Consider the following 23,816-nt stretch of genomic DNA (forward strand, 5'->3'; position numbering starts at 1 on the left):
CTAAAGCTCTCCTCCCGAAAGTATTTGCTGGGCCGGCTTTTTCTTACGGGAAAATATTTCTACTAGTTCGGGACGCGTTCCTGGAAGTCCTGCGAAGCTTAGTTCCTCCCCAGCTAGCCCTTCCCCATCACTACCGAGTTCTTTCCAGGCTGTGCTTGATTCCATACAAAGATAGACAGGTAGATTGGGGTTACGCGCTTTTAGCTCGCGCCACATAAAACGCAGCATTTTCAGGCGTAGTGGTTGGATGTAGCGAATCTTTTCGTCAGCCGCAAGAAACTGCTCACCATAAGGGATTTTACTCTGCGGAAAGCGGGATTTCATAATTTCTTGCATTTTAGGCTTATATCTTAAGGTCGAGAGACTCACCCATGCAATGCGCCGAGAATCAATCGTGTTAAAAATTTCTTTAACTGTCTCAAGATATTCATCTTCCCAATTAGCAAAGTGTATCATCGGGTCAAAATGAAATCCCACGCGATATCCAGCAGCCACAACGCGTGCAGCAGCTTGAATGCGACTAGTTAGAGGTGCTGTAAAGGCTTCATCTTTCTCGGTGATAGAACGCGCATTAACTGACCAGGAAACAACAGTATTCCCGCGGTGATCGTTTTTTAAGTTAACTAGATTCTCGACATAATCAAATTTACTTTTTAATTCTAAAGTCAGATTTTTTTGGCGACCAAAAAAAGGAACTAAATCCGTAGTCAGACCCGTTAACTCATCCCAAACCAAACTATCAATCACCTCTCCTGTGCCCACGCGGAAAAATCTCTCTGGTGCTCCAAGTGCTTGAGTCTCAAGTGCACCTAGCAGTGAATCAATATTAGAATAAATTTTAAGTGTTGGATTTCTTAATAAGTAATTTTGTAAATAACAGTAAGTGCAATCTAGCGGGCAGCCTTCTCCGGGGTTAACAATCCAAAGATTACAGCAGACGTGTTCTTGCGTGCCTGGGCAGGGTTTTAGCCACTGGCCCTTGTAGTGAGAAATTAAAAGCGTGCGCTTACCTTGATTGAAGCGTGAAATGGGGTTTTCATTTGTCGAGTTTGCTCCAAGTGGGTCGCCTTCGAGGGGATGGTCTAGGTAAACAAGCTCTCTTTGCGTTCCATTGATTTCGGTGTGCTTATTTAATCCATGAATTACACGCTTTGTGATCGCATCATCTTTGGCTTCAGGTGAAATTAGGATTTTACTTGGCCAAAATTCTCGGGTCATAGTGTTCAATCTAGTCCGTTCGGGCGCTTTTTCACGTAAAAATAAGCAATGAAACTAATGCATCAAGAGAGCTTCCCGCGAGCACTTCTAGACACCTCTTAATAGCGAAAACATCTTTTTGATGGTAGAGGCATTCCCCAGCAATTCTAGTTGTTTTGCTACGGTTATAAGTTCTTCTGGGGATTTGATTTTTAATTCTAAATTAAGTTCTGTGCCTTCGAGGTCTTGCGGGAATTCAATTTTTAACCCGTATTCATTAACGATTTCTTTTTGAGCTACTGCAAGCGCTTCGAAAATTTTTAAGCGCTCAGGATAGCGTAGGCGCTCTAGGTTCAAGCGCAATTTTTTAAGTTTATCTTTGGTCGATAAGTTTTCAAGCGCAATAATTTCTCTGAGTTGGCACTCAGTCAGTATGAGCTCAACTTGTTTCCCATCTCTAGTGGCGAGGTCAGCTAGTAGCCTTGAAATCTCATCAAGATTCCCGATACTTGGTTGTAATAGCGAAATTGCATCAACAAGTTCAATTCGTGTTTGGCTAGAGTAGAGCTCTAAGAGGCGTTTGATCAGTGTTTCTGGGGCGCGTTTTTCTTTGGCGTAATCGAGGAGCTGCATTTGCGCTTATTCTGAAACTTTCACAGAAAGAATTTTATCGCCAACAGTCAAAGCGTCAACAACATCCATGCCCAGAGTAACTTTACCAAATACAGTATAGAGTCCATCGAGGTGTGGAGTTTTTTCAGCAAGTACTACGTAAAATTGACTGCCATTTGATTTCCGCTCAGGGTTTACTTGGTCGGGAAGTCGCGCCATACCTAGCACCCCGCGTAGATGCTTAAGTGTGTCAGAGTGTTCAGGCGGTAGGGTATAGCCGGGCCCACCTAGGCCTGAGCCTTTGGGGTCTCCACCTTGCACCACAAATCCAGGGTCGTGGCGGTGAAATGTTAAGTTTTCGTAAAATCCACGCTCTGCAAGGAACTGAAAATTTCTGACAGTTACAGGTGTTTCATCAGCGTAGAGCTCTGCCTCAAACGTACCTTTAGAGGTTTTTATTACTGCCTTATGCGGCAAGCCCTTGCCATCTTTAGGAATGGGGAAAGGCAATTTATCTTCAGCTTGAGCAGTGCTTGTTGTCATTAAAATACATCCAATTATTAGAGCTATTTGTGATCGTGTTTTGAATAGCGGATTCATAGCCCATGATTTTACTTGGCTCTGATTGAATATGCAAGATTTTGAACCTATCTTCCTTTACTTAGTTAAGTTATACGTACCCTCACTTAAATTGGCAGAGATTGTCTGTTACCAGCACAGAAAGGAATAATATTATATGAAAAAAGTCTACAGTTTGTTAATCATCTGCGCTTTGGCTTTTGGCGTTTGCACTCCAAGCGCAGAGGCGATTGTTTTATGCGCAAAGAATAAACAAAAGTATTCAGTAAAGAATCGTAAAGTCGAAGTTAAAGCTTCGCGATTATTAGTATCTCAAACTTCAACATGCCCATCTGGCTATACTGCGGTAATGACCACGGAGTCTGCCGGAGGAACTCTTTCTTCGGGAGTTACGCTGACTGGATTCTGGAATATTAGTGGACTGGAGAGCTCTACTGTATCTTATGAGGCAGGAACAATTTCGTTTCCAAAGCCCCTTGCTACTGCGCCGGCAGTCGAGATTATCCGACTGGCTACTTATGGCGGTGCTCCTACTGCAAATTGTGCAGGGAGTGCAAGTAACCCAACTGCGGCGCCAGGCTATTTGTGTATCTATGAGGGCTATTCTGGAAATATTGCTGCGGGTAGCACCGGCTATCATGTTTTTGATGCGAATGGAGGAGCTGGGACTTTGGCATCTCCACAAGGAGTAGCTCTTTACGCTTATCGCAATAGTGGCTTATTACCAATATATGCCTGGGGTACTTGGGCCGTAACTGCGCCGTAGCCAGCTTTGCTATCGAGCGTTAGTCTTTCAAGGAACCCTTTAAATCAAGGGTTCCTTGAAATCAGCACTCTCTAAATTATTTTTCTTCAATTCTTCTCTGCTTAGAAGTTTTTTCCCTGACTTAAAGCCCGGTGCTAAAATTTGCTCGACCTCTTTAAGCGGCCGCGCGTAATTTGCACGTGAGAAGTTTATACAGGCAGCACAAAAATTTTCTGCAGGTGGCTTAATCGTCAAGGTTTTGCCTGAAAAAGCCTCCCTAACCTCGCCGTCAATTGAGATTTTGGTAATAAAATCTCGCACCCCAAGATTAATAATATCACGTGGACTAAAGCGTGGCTTAAACTCTAAACTTAAGTGCTCAGCATCTTCAGCGCCAACGCGAAACGTAACAAGCGAGCCAACGTTGCCAAACACAGTGCTACGCATCTTTTCATCAAGCTGACCCAGGAATTGATTGGCAATTGTTAAATTTAAGCGATATTTACGTGCTTCGCTTAAGATTTCACCAAAAGTTTCAGTAGCAAAATTTTGAAACTCATCAACATAGAGATAGTAGTCGCTGCGTTGATTTTCTGGCGTATCTGCTCGCGAGAGCGCCGCTTGATAGAACTTTGTGACTGCGATTGCTCCGAGCAGTGAGGCATTTTCTTCGCCAAGAATTCCTTTGGAGATTTTCATCAAGAGGATTTTTTTCCGATCCATGATTTCTCGGAAATTAAAACGGTTAACTGGCTGACCGACAATATTTCTGATCATATTTGTAGCCACAAATTGCCCGACTTTGTTGATTAGCGGAGTAATGGCTTCGCTATCGAATTTTTCAGACCAACCCGCAAATTCCGTAGTCCAAAAACTTTTTACCACTTGGTCTTTACAGTTGCTGACAATAATTTGGCGAAATTGCTTGTCAGTCAGCATTTGTAGAATTGAAAGCACTGACGTGCCTGGCGTATCGAGTAAGGCCAATGTGGTGTAACGCAGCACGTGCTCTAGCCGTGGGGTCCAATTTGATCCGAAGAGTTTTTTAAAAATTTCAATAAATCCAAGCGTCACCCGCATTTTTAATTCCTCAGGGACCTGCTCGAGAGGATTAAAACTTGCTGGATACTCGAGATCGGCAGGATTAAAAATAATCACATCTTGAATACGACGCTCAGGAATGTAGCTTAGAATATTATCTACCAAGTCTCCATGTGGATCGATCACGGCAACCCCTTGCCCATGCATAATATCGTTACGAATTAAAAGCTCTAGTAATTTTGACTTACCCGAGCCAGATTTACCTGAAATGTATAAGTGCCTGCGGCGATCGTTACGCTTGATGCCAAAAATCGTTTTTTGATCGCGATAATTTGTAGCCCCGAAGAATGATATCTCTGGATCGCGTTTGTCGCTGGGCAGTTCTTTTGGCGGAGCCTGTCTAGTCGAGAGCACATGCACTACATTGGGAAAGTCTTTCTCACTTGGTAAGTGAAATAATCCAGCCAACTCTTGAGTTGAAAGCAAGTAAGGACTTACTAACTTTCGTGCCAGAAATGCTCCAGGAATATGGCGATATTTTTTCTTAGTAAATTGATTTAAATCAAGTGTGTTGAAATTTGAAAGCGCTCCATCAAGTGCAGCAGCAATTGGATTGAGGTCTAAATCAGTGTCAGTATTATGCTTAACTGCCTGAATAATAATTCTCAAATTTGCGTAATATAGACGTTTGCGACTTTTCTCACTCAGCCGCCCAAGGATTGTTGCAGCTAGTCCGCGCTTAAACCAATACTTAGGAATGCACTTAAGTGTCAGGGCAATTAATTTTTTCCACAGTTCTACGCGTAGATAGTAGAGCGCACTTTCCTCGGCAGGCTTAAGCAGAATCTGATAGACGATACTGACCTCGGGCAGACAACGCGACAATGCACTCAGTAGGCTTGCCAATGAATCACCTTGAAACTCGCTATAATCTTTGAGAGGCAAAAGTTGGTTATGCTTAAGCCTGTAGTCCAGCGCAAGTGATTGTGTTTGGCTACTGAGCTTGTCTAATTCTAAGAAGTCTTTAGCTGTCTTGATATTGGCACTGGGTGCATGGGCATAAAGCAGTCCCTTAGTTAGCTCACTTACAGCTGGAGATTTTGTAGCAAATCCAAATGACACGTTCTGAGACGTTGCCGCAATTTCAAAGGCAATTTCTTGCTGCTGTAATGCTTCGTGCAAGCGCGAGAAAAAATCATCGAAGATTTCCGCTGGCGTTGCTTCAGATTGAGGAATTTCGATTAGTGAATTGATCATTGGGCTTCAGTTTTTTCTGTTTGTTGCTTCCAAACCTGAGCTTGATAGCACTCCATGCATAAGGTCTGAGCTTGGGGTAGCAGGAGGTGGGCACTATTAATGTTAGAGTTACATTTTTTACATTGCCCTAGGCTTAACTTACGCATGGTGCGTAAGCACATACGGAGTTCGTGACGCCTGTCGGGACAGAGCTTGGAAAGCGGCAAGCCCTCTTGACGATAAAATGCAAGTTCTTGTGGGATAATTCGATAAGCCTTTCCAGAATCAGCGCAACTAAATTGTTGCTCTAAAATTTGGTTTTCTACTGCACTAATATTTTCAAAATTCAAGTGGGGCTTAGAGAATCTTACTTCGCTGGTAGTTTCATTTTTCCAGTGTAGCCCACGCTTTTCTGCTTCAGCTTGGCTTAGCGGTAGATACTCATTAGCAATGGATTCGTTATACGCAAAAGGCGCATCTTTTAATGGAAAAAACTCACCCCACTCGCCACGTTGATGCATTGCCGCGATTAGTTTTGCTTTAACTTCAAAGTATTTTTCTTTTGTATATTGCTGATTGAGAATGCAATAGGCAGCGTTACGTAATCCATTACAACCAAATAAATCATGCGAACCATAGCAGTGCTCAGAGTAATAGACATCATAGCAATTATTAATTACTTGTGAATAATAGACGCGTTCTGCATTAAAAAGTGTCAGCGCATCGACGCAGTAGCGGGTTGGCGAGCCAGTAAACGAAATATCAGCTGAATTTTCAACACCCCAAACCGTAAAACAGTGACTTGCGCACTCGGATTTTTTTGCATCAAAGCAATTTTCTAGATCTTTTGCCTCGTAAAGATGATTCCCCGAAACGTTTTCAACTTGTGAACCAAAAAACTCTGGATAACTAGCTTGTGGCATTGCTGCTTGAACGAGCCACTCCATTCCCTGTCGCACGGCTCCATCTGTAAGTGGGAAGATTTTATCCAGCCGTTTAAAATATTCGTCTGCCGTGCATTGCTCGCCAAAGAAGCAGTATTCGGCATTTCTTAAATTTACCCCGCCAAAGCAATGCTTGCAGTTTTGACAATCAAAGAGAAAGTAGCAATTTTGACAATTAATTGCTTCAAGTGAGTAGAAAACTTTATAGCAATTTACGATATCAACTGAGTGTGCTGAAAGCTCTGAGCGATAGGCATAAAGACAATCAATACAGTCTCTTGAATCCCAGACAATGTGCCCATAGAGGCAGTCTTCATTGCGCACGCAACCAAATACTAGATAGCAATTCTTCGATTCAAAGGCGAAGTTCGAATAATCGCTATTTTCGCACTTTACATTAAGTAGTCCGTAGTGCGGCACCACTTCAGCCAATGCTCGATATTGATCAAAAAAGGACTGGCTTAAGTCTAAATCCCGAGCATAGTCTTTTGCATCCCAGGCATCAGACCACCACCATGCGTTATCCACTACCACGCGCGGAGACTGGGGATGATACATCGAGATTAATGCTTTTTGGGTTTTGGAGCATTGACGGTGATAAAGACTTCTAAAGTTTCTATGCCCGATACGCCTGCGTAATCGCTCCTCAGGGCATAATGTTGGTGGGTTAAGGCCCAGTGAATCATAGAGGCTTAAGTCTCTGTCACTTATAGTAAAATTTGTATTTGTAAGCAGACAGTTTTTGGTCATGTTCCCTCGTATTTCGCTTGTTTTTCCTGGAGGAAACTATACTGGGCTTTTTCTGCATAACCTAGAGTAAGGATTCAGATTAGAATTCAGATGAGCTTCAGTTCAAACACATCTCGAGTTAGCATCGGGCAGGCAAAAATTTTGCATCGAGAAGATGCGGGAGCATTTTCGCTTGCTGATGAAGTTATGTCTAAACTGACACTAAGATTTTCCACCAATTCAACTCCTGAACTTCAAGCGGTGTGCTTCCGCCACGTCTTACTAGGTGTTGAAGAAAGACGCTCAATGCGGGGGAAAAATGGTGGCGCATTTAACGAGCGCTTTACCTTTCAATGGACTTCAGCGGTTCAAGCGACGGCACTTTTAATTTTAAAAGCAAAGCTAAATTTACTTAACGGTGAAACTGAAGAGGCCTTTATTGAAGGTGCACAAGGCAGCTTTGCAGCTTCGCTAGACTATGCATTAACAAAGCAGCCACGCTGGCTCGAGGAGATTTTTGGAAGAGACCGGCGCGATAATTTAATTGCTTTACGCTTATTTCGGCGCAGCAATAGTGAGCGTAAAAATGGCGGATTAGTGCGCATTGCCCTCAACCAGCAGATGCTACCATATGACCGCATTCAAATCCTTGGTCGCGACCGCGAATTAGTTCAAGCCCTAGAGTTTGACCAGTTGATTCTAGCAATTCAGCGCAACTGGGAAATTCATGGTAACGTTAAGACTACTGCAAGTGATTCATTGCTTGGATTAAAGGCACAAACCCCGGCAGCAGCAGCTCTTGAGCAGGAACGAAAAATCATTGCGGCAGAGTTATGCCGCGATACTGTATCAATGCTTAAGCACACAGATATTTTTGATCCAAAATTCATCACTGCAAGCCTGAGAGGTCTCTACCAAAGTCCTTCATTTATGAAAGTACTCGGTAGGGATAAAGACAAACTTTTTAGGATACTTTCTGAAGTTAACCACTCACTCCTCGTCAGTGAGCGTCTTGGTATCGAGGATAATATTTTTGCTGAGCGCATTTTAGATCGCAAAGAACCGCTTTATTTTGCTGCACCTGCTAGCGCGCCTGCAACCTGGCCACTCTTAATGTACCTCAAAGATGTTCGTGCTTATAATTTAGTACTTGAATATCGTTTTCCTCACGCAATCGACATTGTGCGACGCTTCCTTAAGGGCCAATTCACGCGCCTTCCAGACATCTGTATTTTGGGAATTGGGCCCACCGGGACCTTACTTGCCCGAGACCAAGGCAAGACCTATCGACCACTGATGCTGATGCCCGCTTTAAGTCATCGTATGCTTGCGCCGGAAGAAGCATTAAACAATAAAAAAGAAAACTCAGCTGCCCAGATTTCTTATCTCAAAGATGATCCTTCAACTTCTTCTTTTTATTACGACAGCCTTGTTTCTAGTGGAGCAGTGCCGGGGAGAAAGTTTAAGACTTTTCACATGGAACCTGATGAAGCTGCAAAAGTACTTGCTACGGGCGATCCAGAGCGCCGGGCGATTTTATTCTTTCCACACTATGCGCTCAATCAAGCCTATAATCGCACAGTCACTTTAGATCAGGAAAATAATCCTGCACGCCTGCAAGAGTCAGTTTTATTTGTGCATCAACGTATTTATGAAGATCAGAAACTCTGTCAGGCAATTGAGATTGCGATCCGTAATGCCTGGCTTACTTTGAGTGCTGACCATGCTTTGCTTGAAGAGCTCGTGCAGCGCTTGTCGAGCAATGATGAATTTATTCGCTTTTTGCTGCGTATTTCTGGCACACAGTACATGCGTAACGCAGGAAATGGATAAATCTAGCCTGTGCATGATATTTCTCAGATTTAAGATTGCTAATTTTATTAATCTTTGTATGAATATCAAGCATGAACGCCTCTTTTCTTCGAGTGCGCATGCCTTTTGGCGGCTCACATTTGTAAAATACAGCTATAAAAAGCAGCAGCTTATCCTGAAACGCTGGTAGCGGATCTGCTCTAGAAATCTTGATTTGTTAAATAGTCTTGGGGAATTTCTGCTTGATAGTCTCCCATACCCGGCTCAGTCCCAGCTTTGAAATATTCAATAAATGCCTCAGCACTACTCGGGTCGACTTGCTGCCCTGAACTTACATTTACAGCAATCGGAATAACTCCATCAGGAGGTTGGAAATCAAGTGCAGGGGTATCTTTCAAAAAATCCTGCATAAAATATAAAAATATCGGAGCCGCTGTTTTGCCACCAGTTTCCATGCGCCCAACTGTGCGCTTTTGTCCAGCAAATCCAACCCAAACTCCAGCAGTCCACTCAGGGGTGTAACCAATAAACCAAGTGTCCATATGCTCATTGGTTGTTCCAGTTTTTCCTGCAATCGGACGATTCAATTGTTTCAAAATAGTTGCAGTGCCACGGTCAATTACACCTTTCATCATGTGTGCCATGATAAATGCCGAGTCTTCATTAATGACTTTTTCTTGCTTCGGCTTTTGTTCGTAAAAGACATTGCCATGACGGTCGAGTATACGCTTAATCACAAGCTGGTCAGCTAAATAGCCTCCCGAGGCAAACACCCCATAGGCTTGCGTCATTTCAATCGGATGCACTTCGGCAGTCCCCAATGAAACTGATAGATCTTCATTGATTGGCGTAGTAATTCCCATTTTATGAGCATTCTCGATGACTGGCTGCAGTCCGGTGCGGCGAATTAGATATACTGAGACCACGTTTCTTGATTTTTGCAGTGCTGTGCGTAGTGTAATTGGACCAAGAAATTCTCCGTCAAAGTTTCCTGGGCTCCAAATCTGACCATTCCCAGCAACAAGACTAATTGGCGAATCGGGAACGATTGTGGAAGGAGTATAATTTAGGCGATCAACTGCCGTATAATAAACAAAAGGTTTAAAGGAAGACCCGGGTTGACGTAAGCCTTGAGTTGCCAGATTAAACTGATTGCGTTTGTAATCATAGCCGCCAATGATGACTTTGACCTCGCCAGTTAAGGCATTGATTAAACTAAAAGCTCCATCAAGTTCTGGTGTTTGATTAAGAATTAAATGAATTTTCCCCGATGCTGTCAGTTGTTGTTTAATTTCTTCAGCAGCAACTGCTTCCTCCGTAGTAAGTTGAGCGCCTGACTCTGGATCAATTTCTCCGGTTTGCTTAGCTTCTTGCTTAGGTTCAAACAATGAGACTTCAATTAAATCCCCCGGGCGTAAGAAACTTGGTAGTTCAATCCCTCGTGAATTGTCTGCTGCGTTAATTAGCTTTTTGGCCCAGTTATTTTCTTTGGCAAATACTTCTCCTTCACGGTCACCCAGTGAAACGACAATTGCTCCTGATTTTTTATCAATGCTTGAAACTAATGCTCGATAAATTTTTCGTGGCACTAATTTTTGCAAATCAGTCTCAGTAGTAAACTGCTTGGCCAGCTTTTCCAGCGTAGTTTCCACTTCAGCTGCTTCGTAGTGTTTGATTGGTCCACGAAAACCACGGCGCTTATCCGACTCCTCCACTCCACGCTTCACTGCAGCCTCGGCAAGTTGATAGGCTTTTAAATCTAAAGCTGTTTCAATGCGAAACCCACCTGGTGATTGCATGCGGGTGCCAAATTTCTCCTCACTCAGCCTGAGCACATGGCTGACATAATACGGAGCATGGAAAATTCGATTATCGTCAGGAGGGAAAATTATTAACTCCTCTGCGAGTGCTTGCTCATGCTCCTCCTTACTGATGAATTTATTAGCGAAAAGTTGTCGCAAGACATATTTTCTGCGATTTAAGGCATCACTGCGATGCTTTTTATCAGCGTAATAACTTGGCTTAGGGGGAAGTCCAGCAATAAAAGCTGCCTCACCGATTGTTAAATCTTTTAATTCTTTGTGAAAATAGACTTGGGCTGCGGCTTTAACACCGTATGCAGTTGCCCCCAAATAGATTTCATTTAGATAAATTGAGAAAATTTCATCCTTAGTTAGATGCTGTTCGAGTTTGTAAGATAAAATTGCCTCTTTAGCCTTGCGCTCGTATGTTTTTTCACGTGAAAGCAAGAGAGATTTTACAACCTGCTGAGTGATTGTTGATGCGCCTTGCTTATGATCCTTGTGACGTAAATTTACCCAGACCGCACGTAGGATGCTAATCAGATCGATTCCTTTGTGATGGTAGAAATTCTCGTCCTCTGCTGCTAGAAAGGCATTTTTTACTAATTGCGGAATTTCACTGAACTCTACAGGGTAGCGACGCATGCCGTCTTTTGAGATTTCTGCCACAAGTGTTCCATCTTCAGCATAAATTGCACTGACAGCTTCTGGTTCATAGTCACTTAAGCGCTCAATCTTTGGCAAGTCGCGCGTGAGACGGTGATAATAGTATGAACCGATGAAGAAGGCTGTAACTCCAGCAAGCACACTTGCAATCAATCCAAGAATAAAGAGAATTTTTAAAATACGCTTCATTGATTATTTATCGTGAGTAGATTAGCGAGCGTTTTCTCTAGCGCTTGCACATCTGCTGCTGCGATGATTCCTCTGACTTCAGGCTGACTTGGGCTCCGCATTTTTACATAGTGCGGGGCATCAACACTTTCAACCGCAGTTTTAACTTTAGAACCCAATTGAAGAAAGTAGCTATCTTTATTATCAGCTACCTGAAGTTTAAATGTTCCGCGCTGCTCGTCATTTTCTTCTAGCTTTGCTTCGCCCACATAATTTATGACTTGAATTGTGGATAGCAGGCTAACAACTTGCTCAAGAGAGCTTTTAAAATTCTTGTCGGATTGCCCTATAGACTTAGTTTTTTTGCTAGAGTCGCTTAATTCAATCTGCCTAATCTGGTTCGGATGCAGGTCTGCAAAATAATTGTTTGAGATATAATTTAGTGGATGCTCAAGTAGACGAGCAAGTCCAGTGGCTCGAATTTGACTAATAATTTCTTGTCCTTCAATCTTAAGTACGTAGCGATTAGGAGTTTTACTCTTGCCTAAGGTGGCAATTTTTTTACCTACTTCCGAAACTATTTCAAGTTCTAATAAGGGGTGATCAAATCCCGCCGAATGAAGCTCGGAGATATTTGGATGATCAACAAAATTCAGCACTTCAAAGTTAGAAATTATATCGATCAGCTGATTAAAAATTTCAGGGCTTGTCTGATAGCTGGCTAGTTCAGCTTGAACTTGAACCTGCTGGCCAATTACTTTGAAATTAATTTCTCCAGTTGCCGCACGTTTGAGTTTAATACTTTTAATTTTTTGCTTACTAAGGTCCAAGGGTAGTTTATTACGAATCTCATACTCTGACTTGTTGAATACGGCTGCATTACGCGCATCGATGAGATAGATTTGCTTGGAGTTATTCACACTAGCAAAGACTCGGCCTGAAAGTTGATGAACTTTACCAAGCTTGATGTTGCTGGAGCTCTGATTTGTACTAATTTGGATCTCAAGACTGGGTTCGGCGAGGCCAGTTTCGCTTGGATTAGCTTGATCGAGCGTGTTTTCAATGCTGGTATTGCTCAGCACGTGAATTAAGTAATTGGCAGCTTTTTGGTCGACTAGCTCAGAGCTGTCTAAGCCAGTTGTGAGCTCGGCTTTATCCTGGAAAATCCATTTTGCGTTTTGATTCCTACTAAGCGCCCAACTTCCAGCGTTAGACCGCAAGCTAATGCTTTGAATCTCTGCTTCGTTGATCCCTTGAAGTAAGGCAGAGTTACGAAATGCTTGCTGGCTTTGCTCAACTCGGCTTTGGTTAACTTTGGCGAAAAGCAGCAGTAAACCAAAAGCAAGTGCAAGCATATAGAGTGATTTAGCGAGCGACATAAAATTTAACTTTTACGTTTAATCCAAAAAATCAATCCGCTCAGCAAAATCAACTCAGGAATAATAATTGTAGTTAGCAGAAAAAGTCGCTGGATTGTTGACGCCGGAATTTCTGTGCGCGATTCAGCAAATGTTCTTGCGCGGATGACAGTTGGTGGTTTTTCTCCAAGTGTCCAACGCAAGGCATTGAGCACTAAATCGCGATTAAAATGCTCACGGATTGATTTATTTCGTGCAAAATCCGAGTCTCCGATCACAACAACACGCTGCCCATCTCGTTCAATTGCTGCAGCTACTGTAATTGGGCCTTTGATATCGGTCTCGTCTAATCCTGCTTCCGCGGAGTCACTTAAGAGTTTTGTTAAATTTGTCTCAGCCCAACTCTCAGGACTAGTTTGTAAGAGTTTGACAATTTTCATTTCAGGCAAAGACTTGTTAACAAGAATGGAGCTTGCTGAAGTCAGGCGCACGGCTCCCTTTAAAGCTTCCGTAATCTCATGAATGCTAAACTCTTTGACTAAAGGTCGAATTCCATAAGACCCATCCTCTTCACTGGAATCAACTACCAAATCTGAACCAAGTTTTAAGCCAAATTCTTCCGCAATCGTATTCAGTAAATTAGACTTAAGCGGTTCATAGAGTAGCACCCCCGAACCGCCAGCTTTAAAATGAGCTAAAGCTTGCTCTCTGAATAGAGTCTCGTCTCTTTCGCCGGAGACGAGTAGTAAAGGTGCAGCTGATTTTGGACTAGCACGAAACTCTAATTTGTCCAAAGTTGTGAATCCTTCCTCTTTAAGTGAATCACTCAGCGTGCTGAAGCCTTTTTCCGAAACATCACTTAAATCAACTGCAATTTGTAGAAATCTTTCTCTGGTTTGCACTAAGCGTTCAAGGGCATTTACGAATTCTTGTTCACTTAATTCTTTATCAACCAAAACTGACTTTTCTTTATAACTAACGACTGCCACTTCTGGTCGCGGAATTGAAAATCGAAGTGCCTGTTCCTGTTCTTGCTCAGGATCGAGAAAAATTGCTTTAATTTGCTTGGATTCTGCGGAAAGTTGTTGAACTAGATCGCGCACAAAACCAGGAGGCATGCGGTTTAAAAAAAATGTGCGGATTGTTAATTCTGAGTCTAGATTTTTTAGTAATTCTTTGGTTTGTGGAGCAAGAGTATTTACGCCTTGTCGAGTAGTATCGATACGCAGCAGTGAATAATTTGCTCCCCCGTAGTTAATGATTGCAACAAGTAGTAAAAAAATCCCGCTATAAATTGAAGCTTGAATGCTATGGACTAAGTGTTTTTGCCGCCTTTCTGAGCGAAAAATCTTTAAGCCGTGTGCGAAAAAATATATCCCTAAACAGATTACGCCTGCGACAAAGTGAATCGTTGTCAGATAATATATTTCACGCTTAAAGATTAGACTTAGTACCAAGGCCATGCCAAGAAAAACAATTCCAGCAACTCCTAGAGAGATACTGCGCAGAGCTTGGCGATTGTAAGAATTTAGCTCACTCATGAGGGCCTTTTTACTTCAACTACGCGTTCAGCCAAAAAAACGCCGCAAGCGATTACACTAAAAAAGTAAATGATATTTTTAGAATCAAGCACTCCTTTTAAAAAACTATCCAGTTGGGCAGTCGGTGAAATGTAGGAAATAATCGGAGCCCATAGCGGTGGGAGTTTTCCCACAGCACCTTCAATTAAAAATAACATAAAAAATAAGATAAAGCTTAAAAGTGCCGCCAGTAATGGGCTTTTGGTTATTGCCGAAACAAATAGTCCAAGTGCTGAGAGAGCTAAGGCATAGAGCACAATCCCCAGACTACTTGTGAAAAGTGGAGCAACCTCGGTGGCACTTAAAAAGACTTGCAGTAGTGGAAAAATAAATGCGGTAGAGAGAATTACTAGTGTAATAAAAACAGTTCCAAGAAACTTTCCCCAGACGAGCTCTTGGTTGGAGATTGCTGATGTAAATAAAAGCTTGAGTGTTCCCCGCTGAGCTTCTTCGGCAAAAGAGCGCATGGAAAGCAGTGGCAGCATAAATAATAAGATTACACTTAGTGTTTTATAGAATGGGTAAACGATCCAAATTTGTGTTTGCGGCGCAATCCCTGGAATTTTCGCAGTTTGCACCACTGCCTGGTTAAACTGAGCGACAAATGAAAAGAAAAAGTACCCAGATAAAAATAAAACACTAGTAATCACTACCCAACCCAGCGGTGCATAGAAAAACGAACTGAAATCTCTTTTGGCAACTACTAGAACTGGTTTCATGCTTGTTGGCCTTGTTTAATCAGCTGAAGATTGTGGTCAGCGTTATTTTTTTCTCTAATTCCTGAAGTTGCCTTAAAGAATAGATCTTCTAAAGAATGTTCACGGGTCAATTCAGCAACACTCCCTCGAGCTGAAATCTCTCCATGTGACATAACAAGCACCTCAGTGCAGGTCGTTTGGACTTCGGCAAGTAGATGTGAACTTAAAATCACTGTATGCCTTGTTCCAAGTTCACGAATGTAGTCTTGAATTAAAACAATTTGCTGAGGGTCAAGCCCTGAAGTTGGTTCATCAAGCAGAATTAGTTTGGGTTTGTGCAAAACTGCTTGTGCTAGTCCGACTCTTTGCTTAAAGCCACGGGATAAAGTGTGAATCAATTTATTTTTTACTTCAGTCAGAAGGCAGCGTTCTAAAACCTCTTCAATGCGATAATTGAGCTCGGGTTTTGAGATTTGGTGCAAACGCCCTACAAAATTCAAATACTCGTTAACTTTTAGCTCAGGGTAGAGCGGCGGTTGGTCGGGTAAATAGCCAATTAAGTGTCGAGCTGCTCGAGGGTTTTTGTATAAATTAATTCCGGCGATTTCAATCTTCCCGCTATCGGGCCGCAAGAGCGAGGCCAGCATCTCAAGTAGTGTTGTTTTCCCGGCGCCGTTTTGACCAAGTAAGCCAACGACTCGGCAAGAATCAACTTGAAATGAGACCTGCTTTACAGCAAATTGGGAACCATAAGATTTTGATAGAAGCTCTGTGGTTATCATTTACTGCGATTATTTCAACACCTTGTTCTTGCCTGGTTCTTTTGCCAAATTATGCTAAATCAGTAGGGCAATTGATTTGGTATAAATATATGAAAATCTCAGCAAAAAACAATCTTCACATAAACTCTAGTCAATTCTCACAAGGAGACATCTTTGTTGTCCCGGTTTTTAAGTCTAATATTAAGGGGGCAAAAGGCGGGATGCTTCCCGGTGCCGATGAGACAAGTCTCAAGTATCTTAAAAAATATGAGCACGAATTGAATGGTGCCATCACTCGCGAGGTCAAGCGCACAGATTATAAAGTTCTTGCTGGCAAGCGCCTGAATGTGCCTGCTGGGAAATGCAGCTTAAGAATCTCTGGACTTTCGCATCAGGCATTAAGTCTTACCGGGCCGAGCTTAGATGAATGGCGTAGACTTGGTGGTGATGCGCTACGACAAGCTCTGAGTTTAAAATCTGAACATTTAGTGATCGATCTTTCCCAAGTTAAGGGCTCGATTTCTAGCCAAATTCTTCAGGCCATAGCTGAAGGGCTAGCTCTTGGAGCTTATGAATTTAATCAATATCGTAAAGCTACAGATAAAACCAAAGCTTCCCTACAAGTTATTATCTTTGGTCTAAATCTATCTCCTGCTGAGAGCCGTAAGGTTTTAGATTCAGCACGCGCGATTTCCGAAGCAACCTGTTTTGCGCGCGACCTTGTAAACCTTGGGCCAAGTGATTTGGTTCCTGCAGATCTTGTAACTCATGCCAAGAAAATCGCACGTGCTAGTAAGGGGCGAGTCAAAGTCAAAATCTATGACCGTCGTGGCTTGGAGCGACTTGGGGCGGGAGGCATTCTTGGGGTTGGTAAGGGCAGTGATTACCCGCCTTATTTAATTCACTTGCACTACAAGGGAAAAACTTCAGCTAAGAAAACGAAGAAAAAAACCATTGCCCTAGTTGGTAAAGGGGTCACTTTTGATAGTGGAGGCTACTCAATTAAGCCGGCCAAGAGCATGGAAGATATGAAATGTGACATGTCTGGTGCTGCAGCGGTGCTTGGGACGATGTCATATTTAACAAGCCTCAGTGGAAAGGAAGTTTTGGAGCATGACGTGCATGTAATTGTGCCAACAGTTGAAAACATGCTTAACGGAAAAAGCGTTAAACCGGGGGATGTGCTCAAGGCGCTAAATGGAAAAACCATGGAAGTGCTAAACACGGATGCAGAAGGCCGACTAATTCTTGCTGATGCTTTAGCATATTCTGAGCGGCTCAAGCCGGATGTGGTGATCGATCTGGCAACACTTACTGGTGCCTGCATTGTGGCACTTGGTTCAGATATCACAGGATTATTTTCTACTGACGAAAAGCTCGCGCACACGTTAAAAGATTTAGGTGCAAAGTCAGGCGAGCTTTTTTGGGAACTTCCAATTGCTTCTGACCAGTACCGCGGGAACATTAGTAGTCTAATTGCTGATATAAAGAATACTGGTGATGGTGGACCGGGTGCGATCATCGGTGCGCTATTCTTAAAAGAATTTGTTCCGCCCGATGTAGATTGGGCGCATCTAGATATTGCCGGGCCTGCCTTTGTGACCAAAGAAAGCGATTACATTAAGAAGGGTGGCACAGGCTTTGGAGTTAGAACTTTAATTGCTTATTTACATTCACTTTAATTGGGCAGTGATAGTTTCTGATGTTAGCAAAGATTTTTTTGCTGAGAGCAATACGCTTTAAAGCGCTATTTGTTTTATCTTGTCTATATACTTCGATTGCCTGCGGGCAAGACCGTGTAGTTATGCCACTGCGCAATAATTACCCGCTCGCTTTAATGCACAGCTCATTTCGGGCTGACACTGCACAATTAATTGCGGCTGATTCCCAGCAACTCTCAGCATTGTGGAGTTGGTCCAATACTTTGTCACTGCACCAGCAAGGTACTTTTCTGATTGATGCCGAGTCGCGTATTTTAGATTTATATTTCAAGTATGGCTTAAGCCAAAATTTAGAGCTTAGTTTTTTTCTTCCGTTAGTTTGGCTTGGTTCTGGTCAGCTTGACCCGCTAATTGATGATTGGCATAAGACTTTTGGACTTCCACGAGGAAATCGAGACCAAATCTTAGATGGTGGTTTTGAATTCTTTGGGGAAACCAATGAAGGCGATACGTTTTCGCTGAGTCCAGGAGGCGCACGTTTAGGACTACCTGAGGTGGCATTTAAATATCCTGCAAGTCAGAGTTTAAGTTTTGTATTTTCTACGGCCTTTCCGCTTCAGGGCGGTTATCTTGGTAACACCGGAATTGACCTTGGCGTTGGGGCACTCTATGATTTTGATTTTGAAGAATTTAAATTTTCATCTGGGGTATCAGCACGTTATTTTACTGATCAAAAAAGCTATGAGCTGATTTTTCCTGAAATGCTCTACGAGGCGTTTTTGTCAAGTTCGTATCCCCTCACCGACAAACTTTACTTCGCCGTTCAGATTATGTTTCACTCTGCGCTTAGTGAGAATATTAAATACTTTCCCGACTACGGGACTTATCTAGATACAGGATTTCGTTACGTGTTCAGCGATTCAATAAGTCTAGATTTGATCTTACGCGAAAATCCAGCTCCAAGACGTGGCACTACGGATGTTACGTTTAGCCTTGGTTTAAACTATAAATTATAGAACTGCTCTCGGGATCGCTTGAAAAGCGATTTTTAACTACGCAAATCTTAAAACGCTCTAGAATTACCTTGTAACGTGAGATACTCTTTGTGCATCAATATTATTTCGAGTAGATGCACTACAAATGGCCATCAAGCCCTGGTGAACACGCGTCTATATTTTATAGGTTTTTACAGAATCCAGTATCTGAGCTGGTCGGCGACATTCTCTGCTGAACGCTAATGCGTCTTCTAATTCCGGACGGGAGTGTATAGACGTGGGTGGTTTTTGCTACAAGGGATGTCACGACTGGAGCGTCAACGGGTGATGCTTGGGTTTCTGATTCCATCGAAAGTAATTTGCCACTTGGAACGAGAATTTCTTTAAGTGCTTTCAAGGCACTTTGATCAAGCTTGAGTGCACGGTGAATAGCCAGGTCGATTCCTCGAAACTCTTGCCCCAAGTCTTCTAGTCGTTTTTCAACTACCTCAAGCTGCGCTAAAGCTAAAACACGCCGGGCTTCCTTAAGAAAACTCACGCGCTTGGCACGTGGCTCTACAAGGATTACGCGACGTTTTGGATTTAAGATTGCGATAATTAACCCAGGAAGTCCGGCGCCGGAACCAATATCTAGCACTGATGCAGCAGTCCCAAACTCTCTCTCGAGAATGATTCCAGCCGCAGCTGAATCAAGTAAATGGTGCTCAATCCAATATGAAGTTGTATTCGGTGCAACTAAATCAACCTTTGGATTCCACTCCGAAAGTAGCGCAAGATATTGAGTTAGACATTCAATCACGCTTGCTTCAAATTCGGGGTGCTTCGGATTTAGCTCCTGCCTTAAAACCTCAAGACCTGTGTGGATAGCTTGATTTACTTTGGTCATGTCAAGCAGCCATATTAATCAATTCGTGTGGCAGTGTTGTTTTGCCCACGTTTGACAAGCACACTTAATAAAGAGACTGCGGCGGGCGTAACCCCATAAACACGAGAAGCTTGGCCCAGTGTTTCAGGGCGAATTGTTTCCAGGCGGTCGCGGATTTCCATACTCAATCCGGGCACGGCTGTATATGAAAAATGTTCAGGGATCTTTACATTCTCTAAATATTTTAACTTCTCAACATCTAACTCTTGGCGCTTTAAATAGCCTGCAAACTTAATTTCCGTTTCAACTCGCAGTGCTTCAAGGTCGTCTAAAGCTTCAGCTGCAGGCAAGAGATTTTCAAGGTCGCGGTAGCTAATCTCAGGACGGCGCAATAGTCCCGCCAGAGAAATACGATCTAAAAGTTCAGCACTATTTTTAGATTTTAACCAGGCTTGAGTAGTGCTTGAAGGTTTTAAGAAAGAATTTTCTAAACGCGCCCGCTCGGTTGTAATGCGAGTTTGTTTGGCTTCAAAGTCTCGCCATTGCTGATCTCCGACAAGGCCAAGATTTTTGGCTAAGGGAGTCAGGCGGCTATCAGCATTATCTTCACGCAAATGTAAGCGATATTCGGCACGTGAAGTAAACATGCGGTAAGGTTCGATTGCGCCTTTCGTTACTAAATCATCAATCATCACCCCAATGTAGGCTTCACTGCGACTCAGCACTAAACTGGTTTGTTGTTTGACATACAGCGCAGCATTAATCCCTGCCATTAATCCTTGGGCGGCAGCTTCTTCATAGCCAGTTGTGCCATTGATTTGACCTGCAAGGTAAAGACCAGTTGCCGCTTTAACTTTTAAGGTGTGATCTAATTCTGTCGGGTCGACATAATCATACTCGACGGCGTAGCCGTATTCTAGAAATTTAACCTGCTCTAACCCGGGAATGCTGCGTACAAATGCTTCCTGCACGTCAATCGGTAAGCTTGTTGAAATTCCATTGGGATAGACAATCTTTGAAGTAAATCCTTCCGGCTCAAGGAAAATGTGATGCGTTTCTTTATCGCGGAAGCGATGAATCTTATCTTCGATTGAAGGACAGTAACGTGGTCCAGTTGAATTAATTTGTCCGTTAAAGAGTGGAGATCTCTCGACGCTTGCTGCAATAATGTCATGCGTGGCTTTACTGGTGTGGGTAATCCAGCAGGAAATTTGCTCGCGCTTGATTCGAGAAGTTCTAAATGAAAATGGGCGAATCGGCTGATCACCGGGTTGTTCTTCGAGTTTAGAGTAATCAATCGAATCACGATCAAGCCGCGGCGGAGTTCCTGTCTTTAAACGACCCATGCGTAAGCCAAGGGATTTTAAAGCACTACTCAAGCTCAAGCTTGAAGCTTCACCGACCCGGCCACCAGGAGTTTTCTTTTCACCCGTGTGCATCAATCCGCCAAGAAATGTTCCAGTTGTGATTACTAAGGCTTGGCAATTAATGCTTTGGCCTTGCTCAGTAGTGATTCCTGAGATCTTATTGTTTGTATCAAAAATTATTTCAGCGCAGGCAGCTTCAATTACGGTCAGCTTGGGGGTGTTAAAGATTACTTGCTGAATACGGTCGCGATAGAGGTCGCGGTCTGCTTGGGCACGTGAGGATCTTACGGCTGGCCCTTTTGATTCATTCAGAGTGCGAAATTGAATGCCAGTGTCATCAATCGCCAGCCCCATTTCCCCAAAAAGCGCATCGACTTCTTTTACAAGTTGCCCCTTACCTAGTCCTCCAATCGCTGGATTGCAGGACATCTGCCCGATAGTATTTTTTTTGAGAGTGACTAGCGCAGTTTCCAGTCCAAGACGTGCAGTCACAAGACAGGCTTCAACCCCTGCATGGCCTCCGCCGATAACAATGACGTCAAATTTATTATTCATACTTTATTAATCGATTATTGTGGGAACTCTAAGTATCATAATTTGAAATTATTTCATAGCCCATAATTAGCCGTAATTATTAGATAATTCCACTGAAGCAAACTCCCTCGGTGCTCCGATTAGTGAATAGTGAACATCTTAATAACTGTGGCCTCGCAGTTTTTGGACTTAGTCTAGCAAAGGAGAGGCAATGAATTTAGGTTTGATTCGACATTTTCTGGCAATTCTAAACGGATCTGTTCCTAGTGGGTCTTTTTTGCCGGGAGACGCAGCTTCGCGTTTTGGATTACTTGCAGGAGTTGTTTGCGGAGTGACTTTTAGTCCCTTTGTTTTGCGGGGCAGTAATTTTCAGGAATCGCATGTTACCCTCAGTCAAGAGGAAGCTATCTCTCGTGAACTACTTAACACCTTTATGCAAGATTCGCGACAGTCAAGCGCTCAGGGTTTTCACGGCTTTTTCCAAGATTCTGTGACAAGTCCACTTAGTGAGACCAATGAACAACTGCCAAATGCAGCGCTTAAGCCTAGCGAGACAAGCGACGTTAGCTCATTTGCCGTCAATTCCATTGTTCCGCAAATTGAAAATTCTACCTCTGCTAATTCAAATAGTAGCTCGGGCAGCTCCACTCAGGAAGTAATCGATCGTCAAAACTCTGCGGCTAATCCAACAAGCACACAAGTTGCCACGCACTCATCGGCTCGAGCTATGCAAGTTGCAACTCATGCACTAAAACGCGAATCGGCACTGAAATCACAAGTGAGTTTTATTGCCGGGCTAATTGCGGTGCATCGCCCAGAATTGCATGATGTTCCAGATTTGGCGCGCGACATTGTGGAAATTAGCTTACGTTCCGGAATCGATCCGTTTTACACAGCAGCAATTATTTCCGTAGAAAGCCGCTTTGGAACTGAGGCTAAATCGCATAAAGGGGCAACGGGCTTGATGCAACTTATGCCCGGTACAGCACGTGAGGTATTTGAATCTAAAACTGGTCGTAATACTAATCCGCGCTTAACTGATGAAAGAATCAATATCGCCCTTGGGATTGAATATATTAAGCAGCTGGAAAAACAATTCTCGGGAGACCATTTTAATGTGCTTGCCGCATATAACTGGGGACCTGGAAACGTTAGTTCGGCTTTGGATCGTGATAAAAAATTCCCTAAGTCTGTAGAGAAATATGCTCAAACTATTCTTACTCGAGCAGCGAGCTGGCGTAAGCACTTTCTTGGTGCGGCAAAACAAGGCGCAGCACTGTCAGAAGATCTGGCTGCAGTAAGCTTGCCTTTGAGCCATCACAATTTAGCTTAAAAACTTGAGCGCTACTCAGTCCCTACTGAAACACACTTGTTGTGTGCACAGAATAAATTTATAAGAACAAGATGCGATTTAAGTAGACTGCAAAAATGCGCGTTATTCTTCAACGAGTTACAAATTCATCGGTTAGTGTAGAGCAGCAACAGCTTGCCAAAATTGACTATGGCGCGCTCCTTTTGGTTGGTTTTGGCGCCAATGATACTGAGGCCCTACTCGAGAAAGCCGCAAATAAGATCGCCAATCTCAGAATTTTTCCTGACGGGAATCAGAAATTTCATTATTCACTTTTAGATCTCAAAGCGGCCGTGCTCTCGGTGTCGCAGTTTACGCTTTATGCTGATACTTCAAAAGGAAGGCGGCCCGAGTTTTTTCAGGCTTTAGCGCCAGATCTCGCGCAAGTTTATTTTGATAAGTTTAATCAATGCCTTGTTCAAGCTGGAATTGCCAATGTTCAGAGAGGAGAATTCGGCGCGTATATGCAAGTTGCACTTATTAACGATGGTCCTGTGACAATCATTCTCGAGTTTTAATCATGAAAAAAATTGCTTTAATGATATTAATTTTACTAACTGCCTGTGGCCAAGAGCCAAATGAAGCGAGTAAAAATTCCCAACAAAGTGACAAGCCAGTTAAGGGTAAGCTTGAAGCCGTAAAAGAGATCGGGAAAACAGTAACAGACACCGTGACGACTACTGCAGATCAGGCCGTAAAACAGGTAGATAAAGTCGTTGAAGGATTAAAGTCAGCTCCAGAGGACATTAAAAGCATGGCTGAAGGTGAGGTCGAGAAATTGTTTGCACTTGAGTATAAAGTCTTTGAACTTGAGACGCTTGCAACGAGTGCCGCTGATCTAGAGAAAAAGTTAATTGAACTCGGTAAGGAACGTTGGGATTGCTTCCATACGCAGCAGCATCAAACCAAGACCTTTTTCTTATGTAAACGCTACCCTAAGACGTATTTGCGGTATCTGCCTAGAGTATTTTAGTTAAGTCCGATCTTGGCCAATCTCTTCCGGCTACGCGGCTTAGCCGACTGCGGCGGACAAGTCGTCACGGGAGATTGTTGTTGAACCTCGTTTATTTCAAATAAAGTCGGTTCCCCAAAAATTCCCGTTCCTCGATCTTGGC

The 23,816-nt window shown here is 43.1% G+C and carries 19 protein-coding genes; 7 read left to right on the forward strand and 12 right to left on the reverse strand.

Annotated features, from left to right (window positions below):
* The 3 genes from JNK13_06955 to JNK13_06965 form a co-directional block, all read right to left on the reverse strand.
* A complete protein-coding gene (locus JNK13_06955; GenBank protein ID MBL7662474.1) occupies positions 1 to 1,218 on the reverse strand; it encodes a DNA photolyase in 1,218 nt (405 codons plus the stop codon).
* 87 nt (positions 1,219 to 1,305) lie between these two features.
* On the reverse strand, positions 1,306 to 1,830 hold the full coding sequence (locus tag JNK13_06960; GenBank protein ID MBL7662475.1) for a hypothetical protein: 525 nt from the start codon (positions 1,828 to 1,830) through the stop codon (positions 1,306 to 1,308).
* A gap of 6 nt (positions 1,831 to 1,836) precedes the next feature.
* Positions 1,837 to 2,286 carry a peptidylprolyl isomerase gene (locus JNK13_06965; GenBank protein MBL7662476.1) on the reverse strand — a complete coding sequence of 150 codons (450 nt, stop codon included), beginning with the start codon at positions 2,284 to 2,286 and terminating at the stop codon, positions 1,837 to 1,839.
* Between the two features lie 259 nt (positions 2,287 to 2,545).
* On the opposite strand from JNK13_06965, the gene JNK13_06970 reads away from it, so the two are divergent.
* Positions 2,546 to 3,154 carry a hypothetical protein gene (locus tag JNK13_06970; GenBank protein ID MBL7662477.1) on the forward strand — a complete coding sequence of 203 codons (609 nt, stop codon included), beginning with the start codon at positions 2,546 to 2,548 and terminating at the stop codon, positions 3,152 to 3,154.
* 39 nt (positions 3,155 to 3,193) lie between these two features.
* Here the strand turns inward: JNK13_06970 and JNK13_06975 are convergent, their stop codons facing one another.
* Together JNK13_06975 and JNK13_06980 are read right to left on the reverse strand one after the other, a co-directional pair.
* The gene (locus JNK13_06975; protein ID MBL7662478.1) at positions 3,194 to 5,431 is read right to left on the reverse strand and encodes a type IV secretory system conjugative DNA transfer family protein; all 2,238 of its coding nucleotides are present in this window, start codon (positions 5,429 to 5,431) and stop codon (positions 3,194 to 3,196) included.
* Positions 5,428 to 7,104 (reverse strand): hypothetical protein, encoded by a 1,677-nt coding sequence (locus JNK13_06980; GenBank protein MBL7662479.1) that lies wholly within the window; start codon positions 7,102 to 7,104, stop codon positions 5,428 to 5,430. The genes JNK13_06975 and JNK13_06980 overlap by 4 nt, the downstream gene beginning before the upstream one ends.
* Positions 7,105 to 7,194: 90 nt before the next feature.
* Between JNK13_06980 and JNK13_06985 the strand changes: the two genes are divergently transcribed.
* Complete coding sequence (locus JNK13_06985) at positions 7,195 to 8,916, forward strand: hypothetical protein (protein ID MBL7662480.1); 1,722 nt, start codon at positions 7,195 to 7,197, stop codon at positions 8,914 to 8,916.
* Positions 8,917 to 9,095: 179 nt separating this feature from the next.
* On the opposite strand, the gene JNK13_06990 is transcribed toward JNK13_06985, so the two are convergent.
* From JNK13_06990 to JNK13_07010, 5 genes are read right to left on the reverse strand one after another with little or no spacing between them, the layout of a single operon-like run.
* Positions 9,096 to 11,552, reverse strand: a complete 2,457-nt coding sequence (locus JNK13_06990) for a PBP1A family penicillin-binding protein (protein MBL7662481.1) — start codon at positions 11,550 to 11,552, stop codon at positions 9,096 to 9,098.
* Positions 11,549 to 12,910: a DUF4340 domain-containing protein gene (locus JNK13_06995; GenBank protein MBL7662482.1), complete on the reverse strand. Its 1,362-nt coding sequence runs from the start codon at positions 12,908 to 12,910 to the stop codon at positions 11,549 to 11,551. Before JNK13_06995 ends, JNK13_06990 begins: the two co-directional genes overlap by 4 nt.
* Positions 12,911 to 12,915: 5 nt before the next feature.
* Positions 12,916 to 14,430, reverse strand: coding sequence for a Gldg family protein (locus JNK13_07000; GenBank protein ID MBL7662483.1), 1,515 nt, complete (start codon positions 14,428 to 14,430; stop codon positions 12,916 to 12,918).
* Entirely contained in the window at positions 14,427 to 15,188 is a 762-nt protein-coding gene (locus tag JNK13_07005) for an ABC transporter permease subunit (GenBank protein ID MBL7662484.1), read from the reverse strand. Before JNK13_07005 ends, JNK13_07000 begins: the two co-directional genes overlap by 4 nt.
* Positions 15,185 to 15,949: an ABC transporter ATP-binding protein gene (locus JNK13_07010; protein ID MBL7662485.1), complete on the reverse strand. Its 765-nt coding sequence runs from the start codon at positions 15,947 to 15,949 to the stop codon at positions 15,185 to 15,187. Before JNK13_07010 ends, JNK13_07005 begins: the two co-directional genes overlap by 4 nt.
* A gap of 89 nt (positions 15,950 to 16,038) precedes the next feature.
* On the opposite strand from JNK13_07010, the gene JNK13_07015 reads away from it, so the two are divergent.
* Both JNK13_07015 and JNK13_07020 read left to right on the forward strand, forming a co-directional pair.
* Positions 16,039 to 17,610, forward strand: coding sequence for a leucyl aminopeptidase (locus JNK13_07015; GenBank protein ID MBL7662486.1), 1,572 nt, complete (start codon positions 16,039 to 16,041; stop codon positions 17,608 to 17,610).
* Positions 17,611 to 17,630: 20 nt separating this feature from the next.
* A complete protein-coding gene (locus JNK13_07020) occupies positions 17,631 to 18,605 on the forward strand; it encodes a DUF3187 family protein (GenBank protein MBL7662487.1) in 975 nt (324 codons plus the stop codon).
* A 160-nt stretch (positions 18,606 to 18,765) separates the two neighbouring features.
* Here JNK13_07020 and rsmG read toward each other — a convergent pair whose 3' ends face one another.
* Together rsmG and mnmG are read right to left on the reverse strand one after the other, a co-directional pair.
* Positions 18,766 to 19,470, reverse strand: coding sequence for a 16S rRNA (guanine(527)-N(7))-methyltransferase RsmG (rsmG, locus tag JNK13_07025; protein ID MBL7662488.1), 705 nt, complete (start codon positions 19,468 to 19,470; stop codon positions 18,766 to 18,768).
* 14 nt (positions 19,471 to 19,484) lie between these two features.
* Positions 19,485 to 21,371, reverse strand: coding sequence for a tRNA uridine-5-carboxymethylaminomethyl(34) synthesis enzyme MnmG (gene mnmG / locus JNK13_07030; protein MBL7662489.1), 1,887 nt, complete (start codon positions 21,369 to 21,371; stop codon positions 19,485 to 19,487).
* A gap of 190 nt (positions 21,372 to 21,561) precedes the next feature.
* Between mnmG and JNK13_07035 the strand changes: the two genes are divergently transcribed.
* The 3 genes from JNK13_07035 to JNK13_07045 all read left to right on the forward strand — a co-directional run bounded on the left by JNK13_07035 (position 21,562) and on the right by JNK13_07045 (position 23,674).
* Positions 21,562 to 22,683: a lytic transglycosylase domain-containing protein gene (locus JNK13_07035; GenBank protein MBL7662490.1), complete on the forward strand. Its 1,122-nt coding sequence runs from the start codon at positions 21,562 to 21,564 to the stop codon at positions 22,681 to 22,683.
* Between the two features lie 95 nt (positions 22,684 to 22,778).
* Positions 22,779 to 23,219 carry a D-tyrosyl-tRNA(Tyr) deacylase gene (locus tag JNK13_07040; protein ID MBL7662491.1) on the forward strand — a complete coding sequence of 147 codons (441 nt, stop codon included), beginning with the start codon at positions 22,779 to 22,781 and terminating at the stop codon, positions 23,217 to 23,219.
* Positions 23,220 to 23,221: 2 nt separating this feature from the next.
* The gene (locus JNK13_07045) at positions 23,222 to 23,674 is read left to right on the forward strand and encodes a hypothetical protein (protein ID MBL7662492.1); all 453 of its coding nucleotides are present in this window, start codon (positions 23,222 to 23,224) and stop codon (positions 23,672 to 23,674) included.
* Positions 23,675 to 23,816 lie beyond the last annotated feature (142 nt).

The sequence above is a fragment of the bacterium genome (genome assembly GCA_016786595.1).
In the GTDB taxonomy this organism is placed as follows: domain Bacteria; phylum Bdellovibrionota_C; class UBA2361; order SZUA-149; family JAEUWB01; genus JAEUWB01.